The 19,945-nt window shown below is 37.9% G+C and carries 18 protein-coding genes; 11 read left to right on the top strand and 7 right to left on the bottom strand.

Annotated features, from left to right (window positions below; all coding sequences use genetic code 11):
* Positions 1–61 precede the first annotated feature (61 nt).
* The 4 genes from CEQ21_RS10940 (at position 62) to CEQ21_RS10925 (ending at position 5,312) form a co-directional block, all read left to right on the top strand.
* A complete protein-coding gene (locus tag CEQ21_RS10940) occupies positions 62–1,732 on the top strand; it encodes a glycoside hydrolase family 13 protein (RefSeq protein WP_185764626.1) in 1,671 nt (556 codons plus the stop codon).
* 111 nt (positions 1,733–1,843) lie between these two features.
* Positions 1,844–2,443 (top strand): class I SAM-dependent methyltransferase, encoded by a 600-nt coding sequence (locus CEQ21_RS10935; RefSeq protein WP_185764625.1) that lies wholly within the window; start codon positions 1,844–1,846, stop codon positions 2,441–2,443.
* A 192-nt stretch (positions 2,444–2,635) separates the two neighbouring features.
* Positions 2,636–4,687, top strand: a complete 2,052-nt coding sequence (locus CEQ21_RS10930) for a bifunctional diguanylate cyclase/phosphodiesterase (protein WP_185764624.1) — start codon at positions 2,636–2,638, stop codon at positions 4,685–4,687.
* A 391-nt stretch (positions 4,688–5,078) separates the two neighbouring features.
* Complete coding sequence (locus tag CEQ21_RS10925; protein ID WP_127740191.1) at positions 5,079–5,312, top strand: excisionase family DNA-binding protein; 234 nt, start codon at positions 5,079–5,081, stop codon at positions 5,310–5,312.
* A 119-nt stretch (positions 5,313–5,431) separates the two neighbouring features.
* Here the strand turns inward: CEQ21_RS10925 and CEQ21_RS10920 are convergent, their stop codons facing one another.
* Positions 5,432–5,743, bottom strand: coding sequence for a winged helix-turn-helix transcriptional regulator (locus tag CEQ21_RS10920; protein WP_185764623.1), 312 nt, complete (start codon positions 5,741–5,743; stop codon positions 5,432–5,434).
* A gap of 154 nt (positions 5,744–5,897) precedes the next feature.
* On the opposite strand from CEQ21_RS10920, the gene CEQ21_RS10915 reads away from it, so the two are divergent.
* Positions 5,898–6,749, top strand: coding sequence for a VOC family protein (locus CEQ21_RS10915; protein ID WP_185764622.1), 852 nt, complete (start codon positions 5,898–5,900; stop codon positions 6,747–6,749).
* 151 nt (positions 6,750–6,900) lie between these two features.
* Complete coding sequence (locus tag CEQ21_RS10910; protein WP_185764621.1) at positions 6,901–7,743, top strand: STAS domain-containing protein; 843 nt, start codon at positions 6,901–6,903, stop codon at positions 7,741–7,743.
* Positions 7,744–7,817: 74 nt separating this feature from the next.
* On the opposite strand, the gene CEQ21_RS10905 is transcribed toward CEQ21_RS10910, so the two are convergent.
* Positions 7,818–8,513, bottom strand: a complete 696-nt coding sequence (locus CEQ21_RS10905; protein WP_185764620.1) for an aspartate/glutamate racemase family protein — start codon at positions 8,511–8,513, stop codon at positions 7,818–7,820.
* A gap of 110 nt (positions 8,514–8,623) precedes the next feature.
* On the opposite strand from CEQ21_RS10905, the gene CEQ21_RS10900 reads away from it, so the two are divergent.
* The 4 genes from CEQ21_RS10900 (at position 8,624) to CEQ21_RS10885 (ending at position 14,569) form a co-directional block, all read left to right on the top strand.
* Positions 8,624–10,018: a MocR-like pyridoxine biosynthesis transcription factor PdxR gene (locus tag CEQ21_RS10900; protein ID WP_185764619.1), complete on the top strand. Its 1,395-nt coding sequence runs from the start codon at positions 8,624–8,626 to the stop codon at positions 10,016–10,018.
* Positions 10,019–10,107: 89 nt separating this feature from the next.
* Positions 10,108–11,145 (top strand): SepM family pheromone-processing serine protease, encoded by a 1,038-nt coding sequence (locus CEQ21_RS10895; RefSeq protein WP_185767232.1) that lies wholly within the window; start codon positions 10,108–10,110, stop codon positions 11,143–11,145.
* A gap of 166 nt (positions 11,146–11,311) precedes the next feature.
* Positions 11,312–11,506: a Loki-CTERM sorting domain-containing protein gene (locus tag CEQ21_RS10890; protein ID WP_185764618.1), complete on the top strand. Its 195-nt coding sequence runs from the start codon at positions 11,312–11,314 to the stop codon at positions 11,504–11,506.
* A 327-nt stretch (positions 11,507–11,833) separates the two neighbouring features.
* The gene (locus tag CEQ21_RS10885; protein WP_185764617.1) at positions 11,834–14,569 is read left to right on the top strand and encodes a tetratricopeptide repeat protein; all 2,736 of its coding nucleotides are present in this window, start codon (positions 11,834–11,836) and stop codon (positions 14,567–14,569) included.
* A gap of 223 nt (positions 14,570–14,792) precedes the next feature.
* Here the strand turns inward: CEQ21_RS10885 and CEQ21_RS10880 are convergent, their stop codons facing one another.
* The 3 genes from CEQ21_RS10880 to CEQ21_RS10870 all read right to left on the bottom strand — a co-directional run bounded on the left by CEQ21_RS10880 (position 14,793) and on the right by CEQ21_RS10870 (position 17,670).
* Positions 14,793–16,445, bottom strand: coding sequence for a glutamine--tRNA ligase/YqeY domain fusion protein (locus tag CEQ21_RS10880; protein WP_185764616.1), 1,653 nt, complete (start codon positions 16,443–16,445; stop codon positions 14,793–14,795).
* A gap of 180 nt (positions 16,446–16,625) precedes the next feature.
* Entirely contained in the window at positions 16,626–16,949 is a 324-nt protein-coding gene (locus CEQ21_RS10875) for an AzlD domain-containing protein (RefSeq protein WP_185764615.1), read from the bottom strand.
* Positions 16,933–17,670: an AzlC family ABC transporter permease gene (locus CEQ21_RS10870; protein ID WP_185767231.1), complete on the bottom strand. Its 738-nt coding sequence runs from the start codon at positions 17,668–17,670 to the stop codon at positions 16,933–16,935. Before CEQ21_RS10870 ends, CEQ21_RS10875 begins: the two co-directional genes overlap by 17 nt.
* Before the next feature lie 105 nt (positions 17,671–17,775).
* Between CEQ21_RS10870 and CEQ21_RS10865 the strand changes: the two genes are divergently transcribed.
* Positions 17,776–18,324 carry a helix-turn-helix domain-containing protein gene (locus tag CEQ21_RS10865; protein WP_185764614.1) on the top strand — a complete coding sequence of 183 codons (549 nt, stop codon included), beginning with the start codon at positions 17,776–17,778 and terminating at the stop codon, positions 18,322–18,324.
* On the opposite strand, the gene CEQ21_RS10860 is transcribed toward CEQ21_RS10865, so the two are convergent.
* The gene (locus tag CEQ21_RS10860) at positions 18,286–18,522 is read right to left on the bottom strand and encodes a hypothetical protein (protein WP_185764613.1); all 237 of its coding nucleotides are present in this window, start codon (positions 18,520–18,522) and stop codon (positions 18,286–18,288) included. The genes CEQ21_RS10865 and CEQ21_RS10860 overlap by 39 nt on opposite strands.
* Before the next feature lie 118 nt (positions 18,523–18,640).
* On the bottom strand, positions 18,641–19,819 hold the full coding sequence (locus tag CEQ21_RS10855) for an MFS transporter (RefSeq protein ID WP_185767230.1): 1,179 nt from the start codon (positions 19,817–19,819) through the stop codon (positions 18,641–18,643).
* Positions 19,820–19,945 lie beyond the last annotated feature (126 nt).

Raw genomic sequence — 19,945 nt, 5'->3', positions numbered from 1 at the left:
CAGCAAGGCAAAGGGGCGCAAACTAGCTCTTTGGACTTTTGAATAGATGAGGTGCGTATAGATGAACAAAAAATGGTGGAAAGAAAGTGTAGCATATCAAGTTTATCCGAGAAGCTTTATGGACAGCAATGGTGATGGAGTGGGTGACTTAAAGGGTGTCACTTCAAAGCTTGATTATCTGAAAGACCTTGGCATTGATGTCATTTGGCTTTCTCCTATGTTCAAATCACCGAATGATGATAATGGCTATGATATTTCGGATTATCAGGATATTATGGAAGACTTTGGTTCGATGGAGGATTTTGATGAGCTTCTTCATGAGGTGCACGCACGAGGCATGAAGCTGATTCTGGATTTGGTCATAAATCATACGAGTGATGAACATCCATGGTTTATTGAGTCACGCTCATCGAAAGACAATCCAAAACGAGATTGGTATATATGGAGAGACGGTAAGGAAGGAAAAGAGCCGAACAACTGGGAGTCTATTTTCAGCGGTTCTGCATGGAAATTCGATGAAGAAACAGAGCAATACTTCATGCATATATTTTCAGCAAGACAGCCTGATCTTAACTGGGAGAATGCAGAAGTGCGAGAAGCCCTTTATAACATGGTTAACTGGTGGCTTGATAAGGGAATTGATGGCTACAGAGTAGATGCCATCTCCCATATAAAAAAGGCCCCAGGCTTGCCGGACTTATACAATCCGAATCATTTGGATTATGTACCAAGCTTCCCTTACATGATGAACGTCCATGGAATTGATGATTTTTTGAGCGAGTTCGCTAATAAAACAATTAAGAATTATGATATTATGACGGTCGGCGAGGCAAACGGTGTCGGTTTAGATGATGCAGATAAGTGGGTTGGTGAGGAGCAAGGTTATTTCAATATGATTTTTCAGTTTGAGTTCCTAAGTTTATGGAATAAAGACGAGGAAGATAAGGTAGATATTATTGCCTTGAAAAAAGTGCTCTCCAAATGGCAAAACGGATTAGAGGGCAGAGGCTGGAATGCTTTGTTTATTGAAAACCATGATCAGCCCCGCAGGGTGTCTTCTTGGGGAAATGATAAGCGCTACTGGAAGGAAAGCTCTAAAATGCTTGCTGCCATGTATTTCCTTATGAAGGGAACGCCATTTATTTATCAAGGTCAGGAAATCGGCATGACAAATGTTCAATTCCCTTCTATTGATGATTATGATGATGTTGGCATGATTAATTTCTATAAAGTCGAATCAGAGAAGGGTGTGCCTCATGAGGACATCATGAACGTTGTCTGGAAGCAGGGCCGTGACAATGCAAGAACCCCAATGCAATGGAATAAAGAAAATATGGCTGGCTTTACAACTTCGAATCATACATGGATTGGTGTGAACCCTAATTATCTGGAGATAAATGTCGAGGATCAAAAGCAGGACTCTGATTCTATCCTTGCCTTTTATAAAGAGCTAATACGTTTGAGAAAAGGCAGCCCATTATTTACTTATGGAAGCTATCAGCTATTATTGGCAAACCATCCAAGATTGTTTGTCTATACAAGAACCTTAGGGAAAAGACAGGCAATCATCATTAACAATTTCAGTGATAAGCCGACGATATTTAAGGTTCCTTCCGAACTCACCTACAAATATTCAGAGCTTGCCCTTCATAATTATGAGGTTAGGGATAAGAAGCTTCGCAAGCAAACAGCTCTTAAGCCATACGAAACAAGAGTATATTTTATCAGTTAGTTCCTAAGAGAAAGCTTAGCCAATATGGTTAAGCTTTTTTTGCTTATCAATTTATTGGAATAAGTGTATAGTGGGTGTAAGAAAAAGCAAGACAAAAAAGGAGCTCTATCTATGAAAGGAAAAGATTATGATAAAATCCTGCGCATAAAAACAGAAGGAGAGCAGGCTGGCTTTAATAACTCACTCCACTATCATCGCTATGAACCGACTCCATATGAATATTTAAAAGTATTTTTTGAGGAGTATCAGCTTCAACCAGACGACCGGCTCATTGATTTTGGCTGTGGAAAAGGGAGGCTGCTATTTTTACTTCATCATTTATTCCAGCTCACAAGTGTTGGGATTGAAATGAATGAAGTATTTTATGAGGATGCCCAGAGAAATAAACAGAGCTATTTTAGAAGCACTAAGAAGCAGGAGGACATACAATTTTTGTTATGCAAAGCGGAAGAATATGCAATTGATCCTGCTGATACAATTTTTTATTTTTTTAATCCTTTTTCAATCAAGATATTTACAAAAGTAATAAATAATATTTTATTTTCAACAGAGCAGTTTGAGCGAAGCATTAAAATCATCTTATATTATCCATCAGATGAGTATATTTTCCTGTTGGATGAACATCCCTCCTTTGTAAGAGAAACTGTATTTTCCATCCCTGCTTTTCATAAAGAATCGAGGGAAAAGTTTGTTGTTTACAGGCTTTACTAAGAAAGAAAGGTACTCTGTGCGAATTGGAAAAAAGTACTGTATCTGCATATCTTGTCGAACCAATGATTATCCTATATAGTCATATGTATATAGTAAAAAGGACATAGGATTAAAGTTTGTGATGGCAATTGATAAACTACAATGCTATTAATCATTAATCTGCTATAAATTGAGTAAAAGGGAGAAAAATATATGTTTTCGTTGCCAGATAGCAGTAAGGTAGTTTATTTAGAAGGCCATTATTCTATGCCTGTTGTCGCATTATCCATTATTATTGCGTGTATTTCATCTTATACTGCTCTATCCATGAATGAGAGAATAAGATACAATAGCTTCTTTCATCACTATGTATGGCTGACCCTTGCATCGCTAACAATGGGATTTGGGATATGGTCCATGCATTTTATCGGGATGAGTGCACTAATGCTTCCGACTTCGATGAGTTACAATATAGGTTTGACCGTTATATCTGTATTACCTGCGATGCTTGCGTCCTTCCTCGCGTTTTATATGACAAGCTCTGGAAATCGTTCGACTAAAACGATAGTAATCTCAGGTATTGTCATGGGAGTAGGTATTTCTGCCATGCACTATGTAGGTATGATGGCGATGGTTATGAAGGATGTAAAGTATGTTTATCAGCTTAAATATTTTATCCTATCAGTAATCATTGCGATAACAGTATCATTTGTGTCACTATTTATTTTTTCACGCTTGAACAGATATATGAGTAATCTGCTTTTAAAGCTGTTAACTTCGATTATAATGGGACTTGCTGTCGCTAGTATGCACTATACCGGAATGTATGCGGTGAAGTACTATGTGGCTGCAGATAAGTATTTAGATTACAGCATAATGCATGAAATGAATGTAGGAATATTAATTCTAGCCGTTGCAGCGGGGACATTTGTGATTCTGCTTATATCCGGCTTATCGGCATTGCTTGACCGCTATGTTGATTATAGAATTAATTATTTTGACCCGTTAACAAGATTGCCGAATAGAAGGCAATTTGAAAATATTATTCATACTCCCGGAAATGTTAATGGATTAGCCATTCTCCATATTCATGAGTTGGAAAAATGGAATAGTACGTATGGATTTGACTTCGGTGATGAAATTATCCGATACATTGAACAGCTAATAGTTAAGCTTAAACCGAAAACCGTCGCGGTCTATCGAATTGAAGGGAATAGGCTCGGGTTTATAAGTAATAGCAAGGAGGATAATAAAAAACTGGAGGAAATGGCTTTTCAGATCTCAGCGATTCTTTCATCAGCCATAAATATTAAGGACAGAATGATTATTGTTAATACTGTCTTTGCCCTTTCGTTGCTTGATAAGAAACGGGATGAAAAGCTGCTTTATGACAATGCCATAGCTGTTTTAAATCATCACTCTGTGCGCTATGATCATGAAGTGATTCATTACAATCCGGAGGTTCATATTCAGTCCTTCCAGAACACACTTGTTGCCGATGTCGAACAGGCTATGAGGGAAAATCACTTTTACCTTGTATATCAGCCAAAAGTGGAAATGGTGTCTGAGAGATTAGCAGGCTTAGAAGCTTTGTTGAGATGGAATCATCCCACGTATGGATTTTTATCGCCAGCAGTTTTTATTCCAATTCTGGAATCAGCGGACAAAATGTTTGATGTGACTGATTGGGTTATTGACAGAGTATGTCAGCAGATTGCAAGCTGGGAGAAAAACGGAGAAAAAATACAGGTGTCTGTTAATATTCCTGGTCCTTATGTGACTTCCCCAAGGCTTATGTCTTATTTGAGAGAGTCAATTGACAAATATGGATTTGAACCAGAGCTATTAGAGCTTGAAATGACGGAAACAAGCGCTGTTGAAAATATTGAAGGAGCAATCCAAGCAGTACATGCATTCAGAAACAGTGGCTTTTCAGTTGCTCTTGATGATTTTGGTACAGGAGTGTCTTCGCTATCGTACCTTAAGAGGCTGCCAGTTTCTACTTTAAAAATCGATAAGTCCTTTGTTGACGGCGTACCAGGTTCCCGGAAGGATTCGGAAATTATGAAAGCAATTATTGCTTTAGGGAATTCCTTGCACTTGAATATTGTTATTGAAGGTGTTGAAACAGCTCAGCAAGTGGACTATTTATATCATGTAGATGGATGTAAAGTGCTTCAAGGCTATTTCTATGCCAAGCCGATGGTTCTATCAGAGCTGGAGGACTGGCGGGAGAAATTTATAAGTGAATTAACTATTTGTTAACTAAGAAAGCAACGAGTTTCTTTATTTGTTTTTAAACAAAAAAGAAGCTCTTTTTTGTTTAAAAAAGAGATGCATCCAGGAGTATTCTATTGCTTACAGGTTTCTCCTTTTTTTCGGTTTTTGAATAAAAGAACAATAAAAAATCAGTGAGAAAATGCCGATTACTTCTACTAGAAATAAACCATTAAGGATTGTGCTTAACATTTTGCATCCCTCCGATATGATTGCTTCTTACTTCTATAATATATCCAATAACCATTTAGCTACTATTAATGTATTATTAAGTTAAAGTAATGAATGTATGATATTTATGAAGCTTTAATTTAGATGTATAGCGGACGGTAGAGACTGGAATTTATGATATAGTAGACAGACGAGGAGTGAAAAAATAATGTATTTAACAATAGAAGAAACAGCTGAATATTTGTCTGTATCTGTTTCATATGTGGAAAATTTAGTGTTGCAGGGAAAAGTTAGAGTATTGCATGATGAGGAAGGGAATGTGCTGATTTATAAAGATCAGTTTAAGACTCATTTTAAGCAGCTGGAAAAATATCAGCTTCTTATACAAGAACTGGAAAACGAACCAATACCAGAAGATAAAGATATTAAGGATGAAGATTAAACAAGAATCTCTTTCTATAGAAAAGAGGCGAATGGGGATAAAGCTCATTCGCCTTTTGTTCATGTGTTTGTGTCAAGGCGGAAATACTAAACTGGACACAAACAGTGTGCTTTGTCAGCTTACGGCTCCAGCCAGGTTTGCGACCATTTTTCAATTTCGTTCATTAGTGGCTGTAATGAACGGCCTTTTTCAGTCAGAGAATATTCTATACGCACAGGAATTTCAGGGAAGACTTCCCGTAAGACAATTCCTTGTTTTTCTAATTCCTTAAGCCTTTCTGAAAGAAGACGCCCGCTGATGCCAATAGATGATTCAATGGTGCAGAAGCGCTGAGATCCATTTAGGAGCTGATAAATAATCAAACCAGTCCAACGCTGACTTAGCAGTCCCATGGCTTTTTCAAACCTTGGACAAATGACAGATGGATTCATGATAAATTCACTCCTTTTTTCTATTATACAATAGTTATTACCTTAAGTAAAAGTATTATCATTTATAAATTAGTTACTTTACAATTGTTATTTATTAAAATATAATTACTTACATAAAGTAAGTGAAATGATATTAACGATAGGAGGGGTTCACTTGAGTTTTCATGAGTACCCAAATTTATATGTAGAGCATATAACGTTAAAAGTAAAAGATTTAGAAAAAATGATTTCCTTTTATAAAGAGATTATCGGCTTTCAAATATTAGAGCAGACTGACAGCAAGGCAGCTTTAAGTGCAGACGGGAAAACAGCGTTGTTACATTTAGAAAAGCTTGAGGAAGCAGAAGACAAAAGAAGACGGACAACAGGATTATATCATTTTGCCCTTCTTGTACCGACAAGAGAGGATCTTGGCGCGCAATTGCAGCATTTACTGGAAAGCGGCTACCCGCTGCAAGGGGCTTCTGACCATAATGTAAGTGAGGCACTATATCTTGGAGACCCAGAGGGAAATGGCATCGAAATTTATCGTGACCGTGCTGCGGATGAATGGGCTTGGGATGGAGAATTTGTAAAAATGGACACGTTACAAATGGATGCTCAAGGTGTGTTGGATTCAGGCAGTCAACTACAGTGGAATGGCTTGCCAAAAGAGACAAAAATGGGACATATTCATCTTCATGTTGCCGAATTAGCGGAAACGGCAGATTTCTATGTGAAAGGCTTAGGCTTTGATATAGTTCAGAAATATGGAACACAAGCCTTCTTTATATCTACTGGCAAGTACCATCACCATATCGGCCTTAATACATGGAATGGAGTTGGTGCTCCTGCACCGAAGGAAACAAATCCTGGCATGAAATATTTTGACTTGAAGGTCCCAAGTCATGCTGCAAGAGAGGAAATAGCTGCAAGACTGACAGATATGAATGCAGAGGTGAAGCAGGATAATAATGCTTACTATGTTAAAGATCCGTCTGGAAATACTATTCGTTTAGTTCTTTAAATAATATTTCAAGTTTCATGATAAAAAAAATTGCGAAATTCCCACTTTATTATTAAAATTTTAAATAGTGATGTTTAAAGAAGAGGAAGATAATTAGTCGGTTTTTTCCTTTGAAATTTCCAAGCATAAATTTTAGATAGGTGGGAACATTTTGCAGAAGAATGAACAGTTATATAACTATTTCATTGAAAATGCGGACAGATTAACTGATGAATGGTATGCAAATTTGGATAGAACAGATCCTAACGGTGTATACGCTTCCGATAATCTGGAGGTTATCCGAACATTAAAAAAGCAAAATAACGATTTTCATTATTACTTAGCAAAGGTATTTATCGAGGAAGAGGAAAGTTTTCTGAAGGAATTTCAGGAATGGGTGGTAGCCATTGCTTCCGATAAGGAGCACTTAGAAACTCCTATTCATTTTATCATTAGAGAATTCATCCGAACGAGAGAGCAATATTTTCAGGTAGTGAGGGAGTTTCAGAAACAGAACGATGTTCCAGAGGAACGCATTACAGCTTGGAATCGGAGCATAGTGAGGATATTTGATATTGTCATCGTCCAATTTACAGAACAATTCCATGAAAACTCCATTAAACAGCTTCAGGCACAACAGGAAATGATTAATGAACTCAGCTCGCCTGTTATTTTGCTCAGCAAAAACCGTGCATTGCTGCCGCTTGTTGGCGACATTGATACAGCGCGTGCTGCTGCTATTTTGGAAAATACTATTAAACAATGTGCTGACAAGAAGGTTACACAGCTGTTTATCGATTTGTCTGGAGTCATCATTATTGACACGATGGTAGCACACCAAATTTTTCAGCTGATTCATGGATTGAGTTTAATTGGAGTTCATTCCACACTTTCTGGTATCAGGCCGGAGATTGCCACAACTGCGATTCAGTTAGGATTATCCTTTAATGATATTTCCATTGCATCCACACTAAGCAAAGCGATTGCCCAAGACAGTGAATTTTTTAGTGAGTAATTAGCAATCATTTATTTTCCTTTCCTAACAAAATTAACTGCACCGTAAGTTTTTACGGTGCAGTTTTTTATTGATTATTCCTTGCCAAAGGAGAAGTCAACAGCCTCTTTGGAATGAAGGTAAGTTGTGTTAAATAAAGGAATGTCAATATCCTCATCCTTAATCAATAGGGGAATTTCTGTACATCCAAGAATAATTCCTTCTGCACCATCAGCACAAAGCTTACGGATGATTTCTAAATAACGTTCCTTCGAGTCTGGGAAGAATTTTCCTTGGCAAAGCTCATCGAAAATGATTGAGTGAATATCCTCTCTCTCAACAGCTTCTGGAATGATTGTTTCGATGCCGTATTGATCAAGAACTTCTTTATAGAAATCTTGCTCCATCGTAAATTTCGTTCCAAGCAAACCAACTTTTTTAAGACCTTTTGTTGTAATGCTTCGTGCAGTTGATTGCGCAATGTGAATAAGGGGAACGGAAATCGCTTCTTGCACCTCTTGTGCCACCTTATGCATCGTGTTCGTGCAAATAAGGATAACCTCTGCACCGCCCGTTTCCAATGTTTTGGCTGCATCTTCCATTAATTGAGCTGCTTGTTCCCATTTTCCTTCACGCTGAAGAACAGCCATTTCCTCCATATTAAAGGAATAGATTAAACATTTTGCAGAATTTAATCCTCCAAGCTCTTCTTTCACTAAAGTATTAATGATTTGATAATAGTCTGCTGTTGATTCCCAGCTAAGTCCGCCGATTAGTCCAATTGTTTTCATGTTTTCTCCTTTGTTTATAGTTTTCAAAAGCATAACATGCTATTCTGGTATAAAGTAGGACCACATTTTATAAACTTTAATAGTGCCAGTTCATATGAAGGTGGCTTAGTATGATATTTATTACAGTAGATAGGTCAAGTTCAATATCCTTAACACAGCAAATTTATGAACAAATAAGAACAAGTATCCTTGGCAATAGCTTAAAAGAAGGACAGAAATTGCTGTCAACAAGAGAGCTTTCTGCAACTATCGGTGTCTCACGCAATATTGCTATGGAAGCTTATGACCGATTAATAGCCGAAGGCTTTTTAGAGGTCAAGCCAAAGGCAGGCACATATGTTTCAAAGGGAACGACACTTACTACCATTAAGCATATGGAGCATGAAAATTTGCATAAAGATTTTTTTTCGACGGAAAAGCCATATATTGATTTTCGCGGTGGTAATCCGGCAACTGATTATTTTCCAAGAAAAAAATGGGGCCAGCTTACAAAAGAAGTATGCATGGACTCGCCTCAGCATATATTCGGCTATAGTGATCCCAGAGGAGTCCAGGAACTAAGAAATGTACTTGCCCAGTATTTACGCAAGGCAAGAGGAGTTAAATGTGATTCAGATCAAATCATAATTACCTCAGGGGCAACGCAGGCTTTGCGGATCATTACAGAGATGCTCTTGAGTCCTGATGGCTTCATTGCATCAGAGGATCCTGTTGCAGATGAAATGAGAAACATTTTTGCGATGGCAAATGCAAAGGTGTATCCAGTGCCTGTTGATGAAAATGGAATAATACCCGAGCAGTTGCCTGAAGATGCCCCTAACTTCCTTTTTGTCATTCCTTCTCACCAGTTTCCTTTAGGTGGTATTTTATCCATCCAGCGAAGATTAATGCTGATTGAGTATGCAAGACGAAGTGGCTGTTATATTGTGGAGGATGATTATGACAGTGAATTTACATATGAAGGGGCTCCTGTGCCCTCGATGCAGGGAATTGACCAGCAGCATGTCCTGTATGTCGGTACGTTCAGCAAAATATTATCCCCAGCTTTAAGAATTGGATACGTTGTTTTACCGCGTAATTTATTGCATGAATTTCAACAGCTTAAATGGTTTAATGACAGACACACGTCTACCATTGAACAATATGTGCTCGCTCGTTTTATGAAGGAAGGGCATTTTGATAGGCATATTCGTAAAATGAAGAAAATTTATCAAGAGCGAAGGCAAGTGCTTGTTGATGGTATCAAACGCTATTTTCCTGATGCAAAAATCATTGGAAAAGCAGCTGGAATGCATCTTGTTGTCGAATTTCCAGGTGTTCATTTTACAGAGGATATCATGAAAAGAATGAAGCAGGACGGTGTTTGTATATATCCTGTTGAACAATACAGCATGCAAAAGGGCAAGCATATGCATCTTGCTGTTTTAGGCTATGGCGGTGTTTCCCCGGAGGAAATAACCATGGGTATTAGCATTTTAAAAAGGGTGCTTGATACGGGTATCTAAGTGTTTTACATCATTTTTTAATGTACCAATATTTATTTTATGTTATAAAAAAGAATACCAGAAAAGACAGTAAGGAGTTATATTTCGTGATGAAACAAAAAGGGCAGAGCACAAAATTAAAAATAAGTTTATTTATACTAATGGGGATTTTGCTAGTATTATTCTTCATTCCAACTCCTTATTATTTAAATCAGCCAGGTTCTATTGAACCACTTGCGGAAAAAGTTACTGTAGAGGATGGGGATAAGACAGAAGCAGGCAGTTTAAACTTAACAACGGTTTATTCTATTAAAGCAAGTAATCCTTACATACTGCTTTATGGATTATTGGCTCCTCATACAGAAATCAAAAAAGAAGAAGAAGTAAAGGGCGACCTTTCAGATGAGGAATATAATTCTTTGCTGCTCCATATGATGGACAGTTCAAAACAAAATGCTATTATTTCCAGTCTAGCTGCTGCTGATGAAAAAGTTGAATATGATTATAACGGTATCTTTGTAGCAGGAGTTTTGGAAACATCGAAAGCAAAATCAGTTATTCATGTTGGGGATATCATCCATCAGGCGGATGGGAAGGCATTTACAGAAGCAACGGATTTGATTGCATACTTAAAGGATAAAAAAGCTGGTGACAAGGTAGTATTAGAATATACACATAACAACAAGGAGGAAAAGGCGACGGTAGAAATGATTGTGCTTGATAAGAAGACAGGCCAAGTCGGTATAGGAATAAATCCAGAAAACAATATGTCGATTGATCCTTCTGTTAATGTAAAAATAAACAGTGATAATATTGGCGGTCCGTCAGCAGGGCTCATGTTCTCATTAGAAATATATAATCAATTAGTCAAGGAAGATTTGACGAAAGGCTATAAAGTAGCTGGTACAGGAACAATGGATGCTAAAGGGAATGTTGGCCAAATTGGTGGCATAAAGCATAAAATCGTTGCCGCACATAAAGCTGATGTAGATATATTCTTCTATCCAGAGGACATAACTAGCGTTGATACAAATGAGCAGGAAATTAAAGCACAAGTAAAAAAGGAAGGCTATGATGACATCAAAATCGTGCCTGTCAGTACATTACAAGATGCAATAGACTACTTGGAGAAGCTTCCAGCAAAATAATAGACAGAAAAAAGCGGGTGAATCTCACCACGCTTTTTTTGTGTTTTTTTATTGGATTAAAAAGAACGGAGTTTAAAATGAGAGGATTAGGGAATATTATCTACATGGATACATAGAACGGAACGTATTTCTTCATCATTGAAGAATGGGCGAAGGAGGTAGTACAATGAATGATTTTTTAAATGGAGTATTTAGTATATTTTATGGGGTATTTGGTTTCCCAATAGCAATCATCTTTATTATTATAGTCGTCGCTGCCGTGATACAGATTAGAAAGCGCCGACGCCGTAGAAGGGAAGACTGGCATGGCCAATCTCCTGTTGAAAAGATTGAAAAAGATGATAATGACAGGAATAAGTAAAGAATCGGCATAATGCTGATTCTTTTTTTTGTCCTGTTAGCTTAAGAAGAGAAAGGGTATATAGGCACTAGAGAGACGTGCGAGAATTTTAGTAATCTAGTGTTATAAATATAAGTAAATGTTTTGTAACATAAATGAACAATTGCCGAAATGTACGAAACAGATGTCTTTGCTACAATAAAAGGAAGTATGGACAAAGCCATTAGTTATGATTGCTGTTTTATTTGCATAATATTACAGTTGGATAGATAAAGAGCTAAAAAACGTGATTATGAGGATGAAGAAAAACTAACTATCAACATTCTTAATGAATAACAGGGGGAAGTTATGACATTAGAAAAGAAATTAATTAATAAATCATATTATGAAGGATTGACGATGGATAGAGAAGAGCCGCCAATTGAGGTGCTCGGTCAATTGTATATTGCTGAGCAACGAAAAAATGTGCCTGACCTTACCTCTATCCGTTTTGCACAGGGTGAATTATATTTTCTAGTTCATGACTATGAATCAGCAATATTCAAGTGGGAGAATATTGCAAACGAGCTTGAGCCTTGGGCGAAGAAAAACTTGGCTGATGCTTATATGGAGCTTGGTGAGTTATCGACAGCGGAAAGCATCTATAAGGCTGTATTGTCTGATTCAGAATTATTAAATACAGAAATATCCATGCAGCTGTTTGCCTTATATATTGAAAAAGGCAATCACGATATGGCACAGCATACAATCAAAAGCTTGCTTGCAACAAATCCTGATTATGCCAATATGACGATGCTTGCAAAGGCTTATTTCGAGGAAAATGAAAACTGGGAAGATGCGATTGAACTGGCTGTTAAGGAAGGCGACAGAACCAATTCCTTAAAATGGTATGAAGCATTAATTCAATATGCGAAAATCGGTGTTATCGCAGAGCATGAGCCCGGTTATTTTATGGAGAGCATCAGAAGTGTTTCAGAGCTAGATCAAAGGCTATTCGAAAAACTGTGTACAGCAATTTGGGCAAACTATGAAAGCAGCCCTTTTTACTTAGCATGGCTGAGAGACTTCAATCAGCTGTTTCACAATCTTCATTGGGAGGAAGCAGAAGAGTGGAAAGAGCTTCCTAAGGTGTTAGAGAACGCCTATTTACATTTAATTAGCTCTGCTTATCCGATAAAGGAAATTAGAGGGCTTGTACCTGCTATTTTAAGCAATTTATTAGTAACAGCAACTAACAGTCGTTTAATCACTGCTGCATCTGCTGTTCTGGCTTGGAATGAAATGTTCCCTGGAACGATTGAAATGGATATCATCAGCACTTCCGAGCATTTAATTAATCATGCAGATGCTGCTGTTGACTTGAAAGAAATTATGCAATTACTGCAATCCATTACAATCTGGGCGCAAAACAATGACATTATTATTGACAAAAAGTTCTCGCAAAAAGTCGTGGAGCAAATTCCTTCTGAAAGCCATCAGCTTCTCATTATCGGCTCACCTGGCAGTGGTGTAAATTCTTGCATCAATGAGCTTGTTGGGGAAACATTGCTGTCTGAGGACACAAACAGTTTGATATCTATCCAAGATCAAGATTATTTAGAAATGGCGGAAGTAACAGAAGAAGGTGTTCGTCCTATTGACACATTGTCTGATTTTTATGAGGAACAGCTTTCGTATGCAAGGTATGGCGAAGATACGAGAATCTTCCATTTATATGCACCGTCAGCTTTTTTACATGAAAATAATTGGGCTATAACAACACTGCCATTCCCGCATCAAGAAAAGTATGCGGACTACGCCTTGTTGGCAGACAGTCTCCTTTTTGTAATAAATGAAAGGTCGCTTTTCCAATCGAGTGATTATGAAAGATTGCTAGATTGGAAGGAAAAGGCTCCACATCTGACCATTCAATTCTTAATTTATGCAGATGAAGCGGAAAATGAAAAAGTAGCAGCCAAAAGACTGCAAAAGGCAACAGCAGCAATTGATCAATATTTTCCAAACAGTGCTGTTTTCCTTTATTCAAAAGAAAATGATCGCAGTATTCAGCTTAATGATATTAGCAGCTTTTACAGAAGGCACTTCGCAGAAAGAAATCTTGCGGAAGAGCGTACAGTCAAAAGCATTGCGATTGTTCAAGATTTGCTGACCAGCCTTTTTGAAAAAAGATTGGAAATGGAGGAAAGTCTTTATACAACATTGCGGATGTATGAAGAGATTGTCAGCAAGCTTTCAGGTGCAAATAACCAGCTGTCAGATATGGAAGCGGAAAAAACACGTACTATCGTAAACGCCTTTGAAGATATTAAAGACACTACAACAAGGGAAATTATGGCGGAAATTCCGAAAATATTAAGAGATTGCAAGGACTTCGTGAAGGAGGACAGCGATTTCGGGAAAATTCATATTGAGCTTAATGATAAAATGAATAAGGAAATCGACCAATATGTCCACAAAACATTGCTGCCAAAGGTTTACGACAGGATAAATGATTGGATTAGGCTGTCCCAAGAGCAGTTGAACGAAAGTCAGTATTTCTTGAATGAACTTTGCGAGGGCTTTAATGGGTTATATGAAGAGGAACAACTGGCACTTCAATGTGACTTTTCTATTTTGGATGATTGGAAAAGAGATGCACGCAGGTTCACAAACAGTATCAGAATCGACAAAGCGAATATTTTACTTCGCTTGAAGCCATCACAAGTATTGCTGAAGAGTGCTGGCAAGCTGTTTGGCAGTATTCCACAAAATAAAAAGATGCTTCATACAAGATATCACAAATATCTGGAGACAGAGGATTTTACAGAGGTTGCTCAAAATATTGTTGATGCTTTTCTATTACAGTTTGACTTCTATGAGAATGGGCTGGCAGGAGATATCCATATCTTCTTTAGCAATCCATATGATGTTCTTCAAAAGACGGTAGAGGATAAGAATGTCGAGATCCACGAATATCAGGAACTACTGGAACGGTTGAAGAATAACCCGGAAATGTTCCATGATCCGCTTAGATTATTTGAGTTGCGTCTGCTTCAATATGACTGGCTTACGAGTCCAGGAAAGCTGTCTTATAGCAAGCATTAAAATACAGTTATAACAGTTGCTTAAAGTTGAAAGGCACCTCCAATTGATTAGACTTAAGTCTAATCAGTGGAGGTGCCTTTTTAGGTTCATACAAAAATCCTAACATTAAAGCTTTTAATAATGACTAAAAGTGATAACAACATGAAAAGGGCAGGAGTCCGGTATATAATGCCGAACTCCTGCCCTAGAAGCTATCTAATGAGATATGCTGTTTAAGTCTATCTTAAAGTTTAAAGGAACTCTTCAATGAAACAATTCGGTTAAACACTGACTTTTCTGGTGTTGTGTACTTAGGATCAACACTGAAATAGCCATGTCTGAAGAATTGGAACTTATCATATGCTTGTACATCCTTCATATTCGGTTCGATGAAGCCTTGGACGATTTCAAGAGACTTTTCATTAACATAGTCAAGGAAGGTTTCGCCTTCTGCCATTTCTTCTGCTTCATCGTCTAAAATAAGTGGTTCATATAGACGGAATTCAGCAGGAATTGCATTTGTAGCTTCGACCCAGTGTAATGTGCCTTTTACTTTTCTGCCTGTAAAGCCAGATCCGCTTTTTGTTTCTTGGTCATAGGTACAGCGTAATTCAATGACATTGCCTTGCTCATCCTTAATAACTTCCTCGCATTTAATGAAGTAAGCATGTTTAAGGCGGACTTCATTGCCAGGGAACAAGCGGAAGTATTTTTTTGGAGGATCTTCCATGAAATCTTCCTGCTCGATGTAAATCTCACGAGAGAATGGAATTTGGCGTGTGCCCATCTCCGGATTTTCTGGGTTAATTTCTGCATCCAGCATTTCAACTTGGCCTTCAGGATAGTTTGTAATAACCACTTTTAATGGATTAAGAACACCCATTGTCCGAGGAGCCTTCAGTTTCAAGTCTTCTCTGACAAAATGATCCAGCATGGCAGAATCAACTGCCCCTGATCCTTTGGAAATACCAAGCTCTTTACTGAATTCATGAATTGCTTCAGGTGTTACACCTCGTCTTCTTAAGCCGGAAATTGTCGGCATGCGAGGATCGTCCCAGCCATCCACAAATTTCTCATCAACTAAAAGCTTCAGTTTACGCTTACTCATAACCGTATTTGTGATATTTAGGCGGCCAAACTCAATTTGCTGAGGTGTGCTTTCCATTTCACATTCTCTAATAACCCAGTCATAAAGCGGGCGTTGGTCTTCGAATTCAGTTGTACACAGCGAGTGTGTTACACCTTCAATAGCATCCTCTAATGGGTGTGCAAAGCTGTACATTGGGTAAATGCACCATTTGTCCCCAGTATTATGGTGTGACGCATGAGAAATGCGGTAAATAACTGGGTCACGTAAATTGATATTTGGTGATGCCATATCGATTTTTGCTCGCAGTACTTTTTCACCATTACCGAATTTGCCTGCACGCATAGCCTGGAATAGCTCTAAGTTTTCTTCGATTGTACGCTCTCTGTGTGGGCTGTTTTTACCTGGTTCTGTCAATGTTCCACGATATTCACGAATTTGCTCTGCATTCAAGTCGTCAACATATGCAACCCCTTTGTTAATAAGCAATACAGCACGATTGTACATTTCCTCAAAGTAATCAGATGCAAAAAACAGGTTCTCCCATTTGTAACCAAGCCATTCTACATCTTCTTTAATGGCATTAACATATTCAATGTCTTCCTTAAGAGGATTCGTGTCATCGAAACGCAAATTCGTTTTCCCGTTAAATTCGTCTGCTAGTCCAAAATTAATGAAGATTGATTTAGCATGGCCGATATGCAAATAGCCATTCGGTTCTGGAGGGAATCGGGTAATAACCGTGTTATGCTTCCCTGTTTCCAAATCTTCTTTCATGATATTCTTAATAAAATTTGAATTGTTCTCCACTATATGACCACCTTTCTCCTATGTATAAAGATAAATGTGCCAAAATTTAAGACATTAGCACATTTTTGCATAAATGATAAAGCAAAAAAAATTCTTCTTTTGATTATATCAATAATATATCCAATATTTTATTATAAACTTCCTAGAAAAGAAACGAAAGTACTAGAATAGTCTTTTTAGTTAAAAAAAGAAGCGGATTAATGCCATTAAGACTACTCCGGCAAGGACGGTTGTCAGTAAACTTTTCGTCCAGATCGCAATTAGAAGTGTTGGGATTGTTGCTAATAAAACATTCCAGTTTATTTGCATGCCTGTATTGGATGCAGTTATTAAATTCTCAACAATAAGCCCGGTAAATATACAAACTGGTAAATAAGACAACCACCTTTCCACAGGCTTTGGAACAGTGAAGCTTCTGACAACGATAAATGGCAGCACTCGCGGTATAAGCGTTACAAGCATACAGCCAACAAGCAGCAGGAGGTATTCAGTTGTTGTGCTCATTATCAGTTACCACTCCAATCGTTGCTGTAATAATTGTTGCCACAATGACGGCAAGGCTGCTTGACATGACAGCTGAAAGCAGCACCATTAATACGACCATAACAGCCATTAAAAATAAGTAATGCCTTAATTTCGTTCGCTTGATAGTCTGGAGCTGGAGAATTAATAGTGCGACGAACATGGCTGTTAATGCATAATCAAGGCCGAATGTTTTTGGATCTGGAAACCATTTTCCTGCATATGCTCCGACCGTGCAGGAGATAATCCAGACAGTATAGGCTGTAATATTGAGACCATTCATCCAGCGATCTGTTACAGGAATATTTTTGGAGATTTTTGTTATGGCAACTCCAAAAGATTCATCTGTTACTAAGCTGCCGATACCGATGTTTTTTAATAAAGAATATTGCGTAAACCTCGGTGCTAAAGCGGAGCTGAGAAGTAAATGTCTTAAGTTAACGATAAAGGTTGTCAGCACAATTGCTCCAATAGGACTCCCAGCAGCTATCATTGCACAAATGATAAATTGTGCAGATCCAGCATAAACAAGGAGCGACATTAAAAACACGGCAAAAATGTCTAGGCCAGAAGATACACCAACAACTCCCATTGCCAAACCAATGCTGATATAGCCTAACAATGTTGGGATGCAATCTTTGACTCCGTCCAAAAAGGTGAAGGAATCATCTTCTTTCCGTACATAAACCTTTGAAGTTTCCAGGATGATAACCTCCTAAATGTTTAATATATTATATATATGTATGTTATAATGTACAGTATATAAAAGCCTGTATAATTAATCAATGATAATTTTAAGGAGTGGAAAATGGATTCAATTTCAAATGTAATAGGAAAAAATCTTGAAAGTCTTCGTAAAAGTAGAGGATATAGTCTTGATAAAGCTGCTGAGCTGACAGGGGTTAGTAAAGCAATGCTTGCTCAAATAGAAAAGGGAAAATCAAATCCGACCGTTTCAACATTATGGAAAATAGCAATGGGACTGCAGGTTTCCTTTTCCTATTTCATGACAGAAAATGCTACAACAGTTAAAAAAGTTCGTTTCAAAGACATAGAGCCATTTAAGGATGATTCCAATCATTATCGGCTGTTTTCTCTTTTTCCTTATCATCCTGAAAAGAAATTTGAGGTGTATACGGTAGAACTGGATGCAAAAACAGAGCATTTCTCTGAAAAGCATGCTGGGGAGGAGTATGTTTTTGTCGGAGAGGGAAATGTTGCAATCGTTATCGGTGAAGATAAGTATCATTTGGAAAAAGGAGACGCATTATCCTTCACATCCAATCGGGATCATATGTACATTAATACAGGAGATGAACTAGCAACAATTTTTGTCCTGATTTATTATCCAGAATAAAAAAGAACCATTCTCCAAATCGCCGGATGAATGGTTCTTTTTATGCTTCTTGGCTCTGCTGTTAAGCAGCTCAAGCTTCGTTTTTGTCGTTTTTGTCATCGGGTTAATCGTTCCCCAGTTGCCTCTTTTAATAGCAACATTAAATCCAGTTTCCCGCAGCTGTTTTTCGCGTTTTTTCTTTGCTGTAGATTTTGCCATCGTCTGATTCCTCCTAAGAAATATAATAAAGGTATACTAAAAGCAGCATTCACTAAATGCACTAAAGTATACCTTTATTATATAACATAACTTAATGAAAGAAGAGCCTTTCAGTTTATTAAGACATGGAATGTTTTACATATTTCGGGTGTCGATGCATCATCGTTACTAAAAATATACCGCATATAAGTAAAAGGCTGCTTGTCGTGAAGAACACAGCTGAAAAGCCATAATGACCTGCAATTAATCCGCCAAAGGTTGGACCAATTATATTTCCGAGAAAGCGGAGACTTGTTTCGTATCCCATTACTTCGCCTTGCATAGTAATCGGAACTTCCTGTCTTATATAGGCAATTCTAACTGGAATAAGTCCGCCAATGGACACACCGAGCAGAAAACGGATAATTAACAGCTGCCAATAGTCCGTAACGAACCCGCCGGGGAAATAGACAATGCCTGCAATAAATAGCAAGATCACCAATAGCTTAAGATAGCCTTTTCGATCGCCAAGCTCTCCCCACTTCCGTGCCATCAGTAAGTTGCCTAATCCTGCTGCTGAAAAGGCAATGCCAGAAAATAAAGCAATGCTTTCTGTCCCATGCAGTTCACTTACATATAAAGACAGAATTGGCTGGATGCTGAAATGGGCAATTTGGATAACTGCCGAAATAAGTAATACCGTAATAAATATAGGGTTTTTTAAGATGTACGCAAGTACCTCTTTTGTAGAATAGTGGTTTTTAATGCCTTTGGCGACAGGGAGCATAAATTCCTTCGTTGTGAACACCAATATTACTGACAGAAGTATCGCAAATGAAGTATAGCGGAATGTATCAGAGTAACCAATGCTGTCAGCTATTGCTCCTCCAAGTAAAGGACCGATAAGGGAACCTGTAATGCTGCCAGTCTGCAGGGTACCGAGTACTTTTCCAGCCGTTTTTTTAGGAGTTTGTGTAGCGATAAATGCCTGTGACATAGGAATAAAGCCTGTAAAGAAGCCTGTAAAAAAGCGGAGTGCAAACAGTTGCCATACAGAAGTGACAAAGCTCATTAAGAAGATAGAGAGACCGAGACCGAAGCCTAATGCGATTAAGATTTTTTTTCTTCCAAACTTATCCCCAATCTTTCCCCAAATCGGAGAAAACAAAAAGGCTGCAATGAATGTGACAGAAAAACAGAGGCCAGACCAATGCTGAACATACTTCTCTGAAAAGTTTCCCATTGACTCAATATAAAGGGATAGGAAGGGTAAAACCATTGTCATGCTTCCGCTTATAAAAAAATTTGCGAACCACATGATTGACAAGTTGCGTTTTGAATACTGTTGATAATCGTCCAAAAATAACACTTCTTTCCGAAAACATTTCGTTTTTCTAAATATTATCTTAACGCAATTCTTCCAAAGTGGAAAGCCTTTTGCTTT

The organism is Niallia circulans (assembly GCF_007273535.1).
GTDB classification, from domain to species: Bacteria; Bacillota; Bacilli; order Bacillales; family Cytobacillaceae; genus Niallia; species Niallia circulans_B.
This window is presented reverse-complemented; position numbering and strand designations above follow the sequence as displayed.

Coding starts and splice junctions, on each gene's coding strand:
- CEQ21_RS10895 (WP_185767232.1), top strand. CDS start 10,108: ATGAAACAAAAAGGGCAGAGCACAAAATTAAAAATAAGTTTATTTATA.
- CEQ21_RS10905 (WP_185764620.1), bottom strand. CDS start 8,513: ATGAAAACAATTGGACTAATCGGCGGACTTAGCTGGGAATCAACAGCA.
- CEQ21_RS10855 (WP_185767230.1), bottom strand. CDS start 19,819: ATGTGGTTCGCAAATTTTTTTATAAGCGGAAGCATGACAATGGTTTTA.
- CEQ21_RS10890 (WP_185764618.1), top strand. CDS start 11,312: ATGAATGATTTTTTAAATGGAGTATTTAGTATATTTTATGGGGTATTT.
- CEQ21_RS10875 (WP_185764615.1), bottom strand. CDS start 16,949: ATGAGCACAACAACTGAATACCTCCTGCTGCTTGTTGGCTGTATGCTT.
- CEQ21_RS10930 (WP_185764624.1), top strand. CDS start 2,636: ATGTTTTCGTTGCCAGATAGCAGTAAGGTAGTTTATTTAGAAGGCCAT.
- CEQ21_RS10885 (WP_185764617.1), top strand. CDS start 11,834: ATGACATTAGAAAAGAAATTAATTAATAAATCATATTATGAAGGATTG.
- CEQ21_RS10935 (WP_185764625.1), top strand. CDS start 1,844: ATGAAAGGAAAAGATTATGATAAAATCCTGCGCATAAAAACAGAAGGA.
- CEQ21_RS10940 (WP_185764626.1), top strand. CDS start 62: ATGAACAAAAAATGGTGGAAAGAAAGTGTAGCATATCAAGTTTATCCG.
- CEQ21_RS10865 (WP_185764614.1), top strand. CDS start 17,776: ATGGATTCAATTTCAAATGTAATAGGAAAAAATCTTGAAAGTCTTCGT.
- CEQ21_RS10900 (WP_185764619.1), top strand. CDS start 8,624: ATGATATTTATTACAGTAGATAGGTCAAGTTCAATATCCTTAACACAG.
- CEQ21_RS10920 (WP_185764623.1), bottom strand. CDS start 5,743: ATGAATCCATCTGTCATTTGTCCAAGGTTTGAAAAAGCCATGGGACTG.
- CEQ21_RS10925 (WP_127740191.1), top strand. CDS start 5,079: ATGTATTTAACAATAGAAGAAACAGCTGAATATTTGTCTGTATCTGTT.
- CEQ21_RS10860 (WP_185764613.1), bottom strand. CDS start 18,522: ATGGCAAAATCTACAGCAAAGAAAAAACGCGAAAAACAGCTGCGGGAA.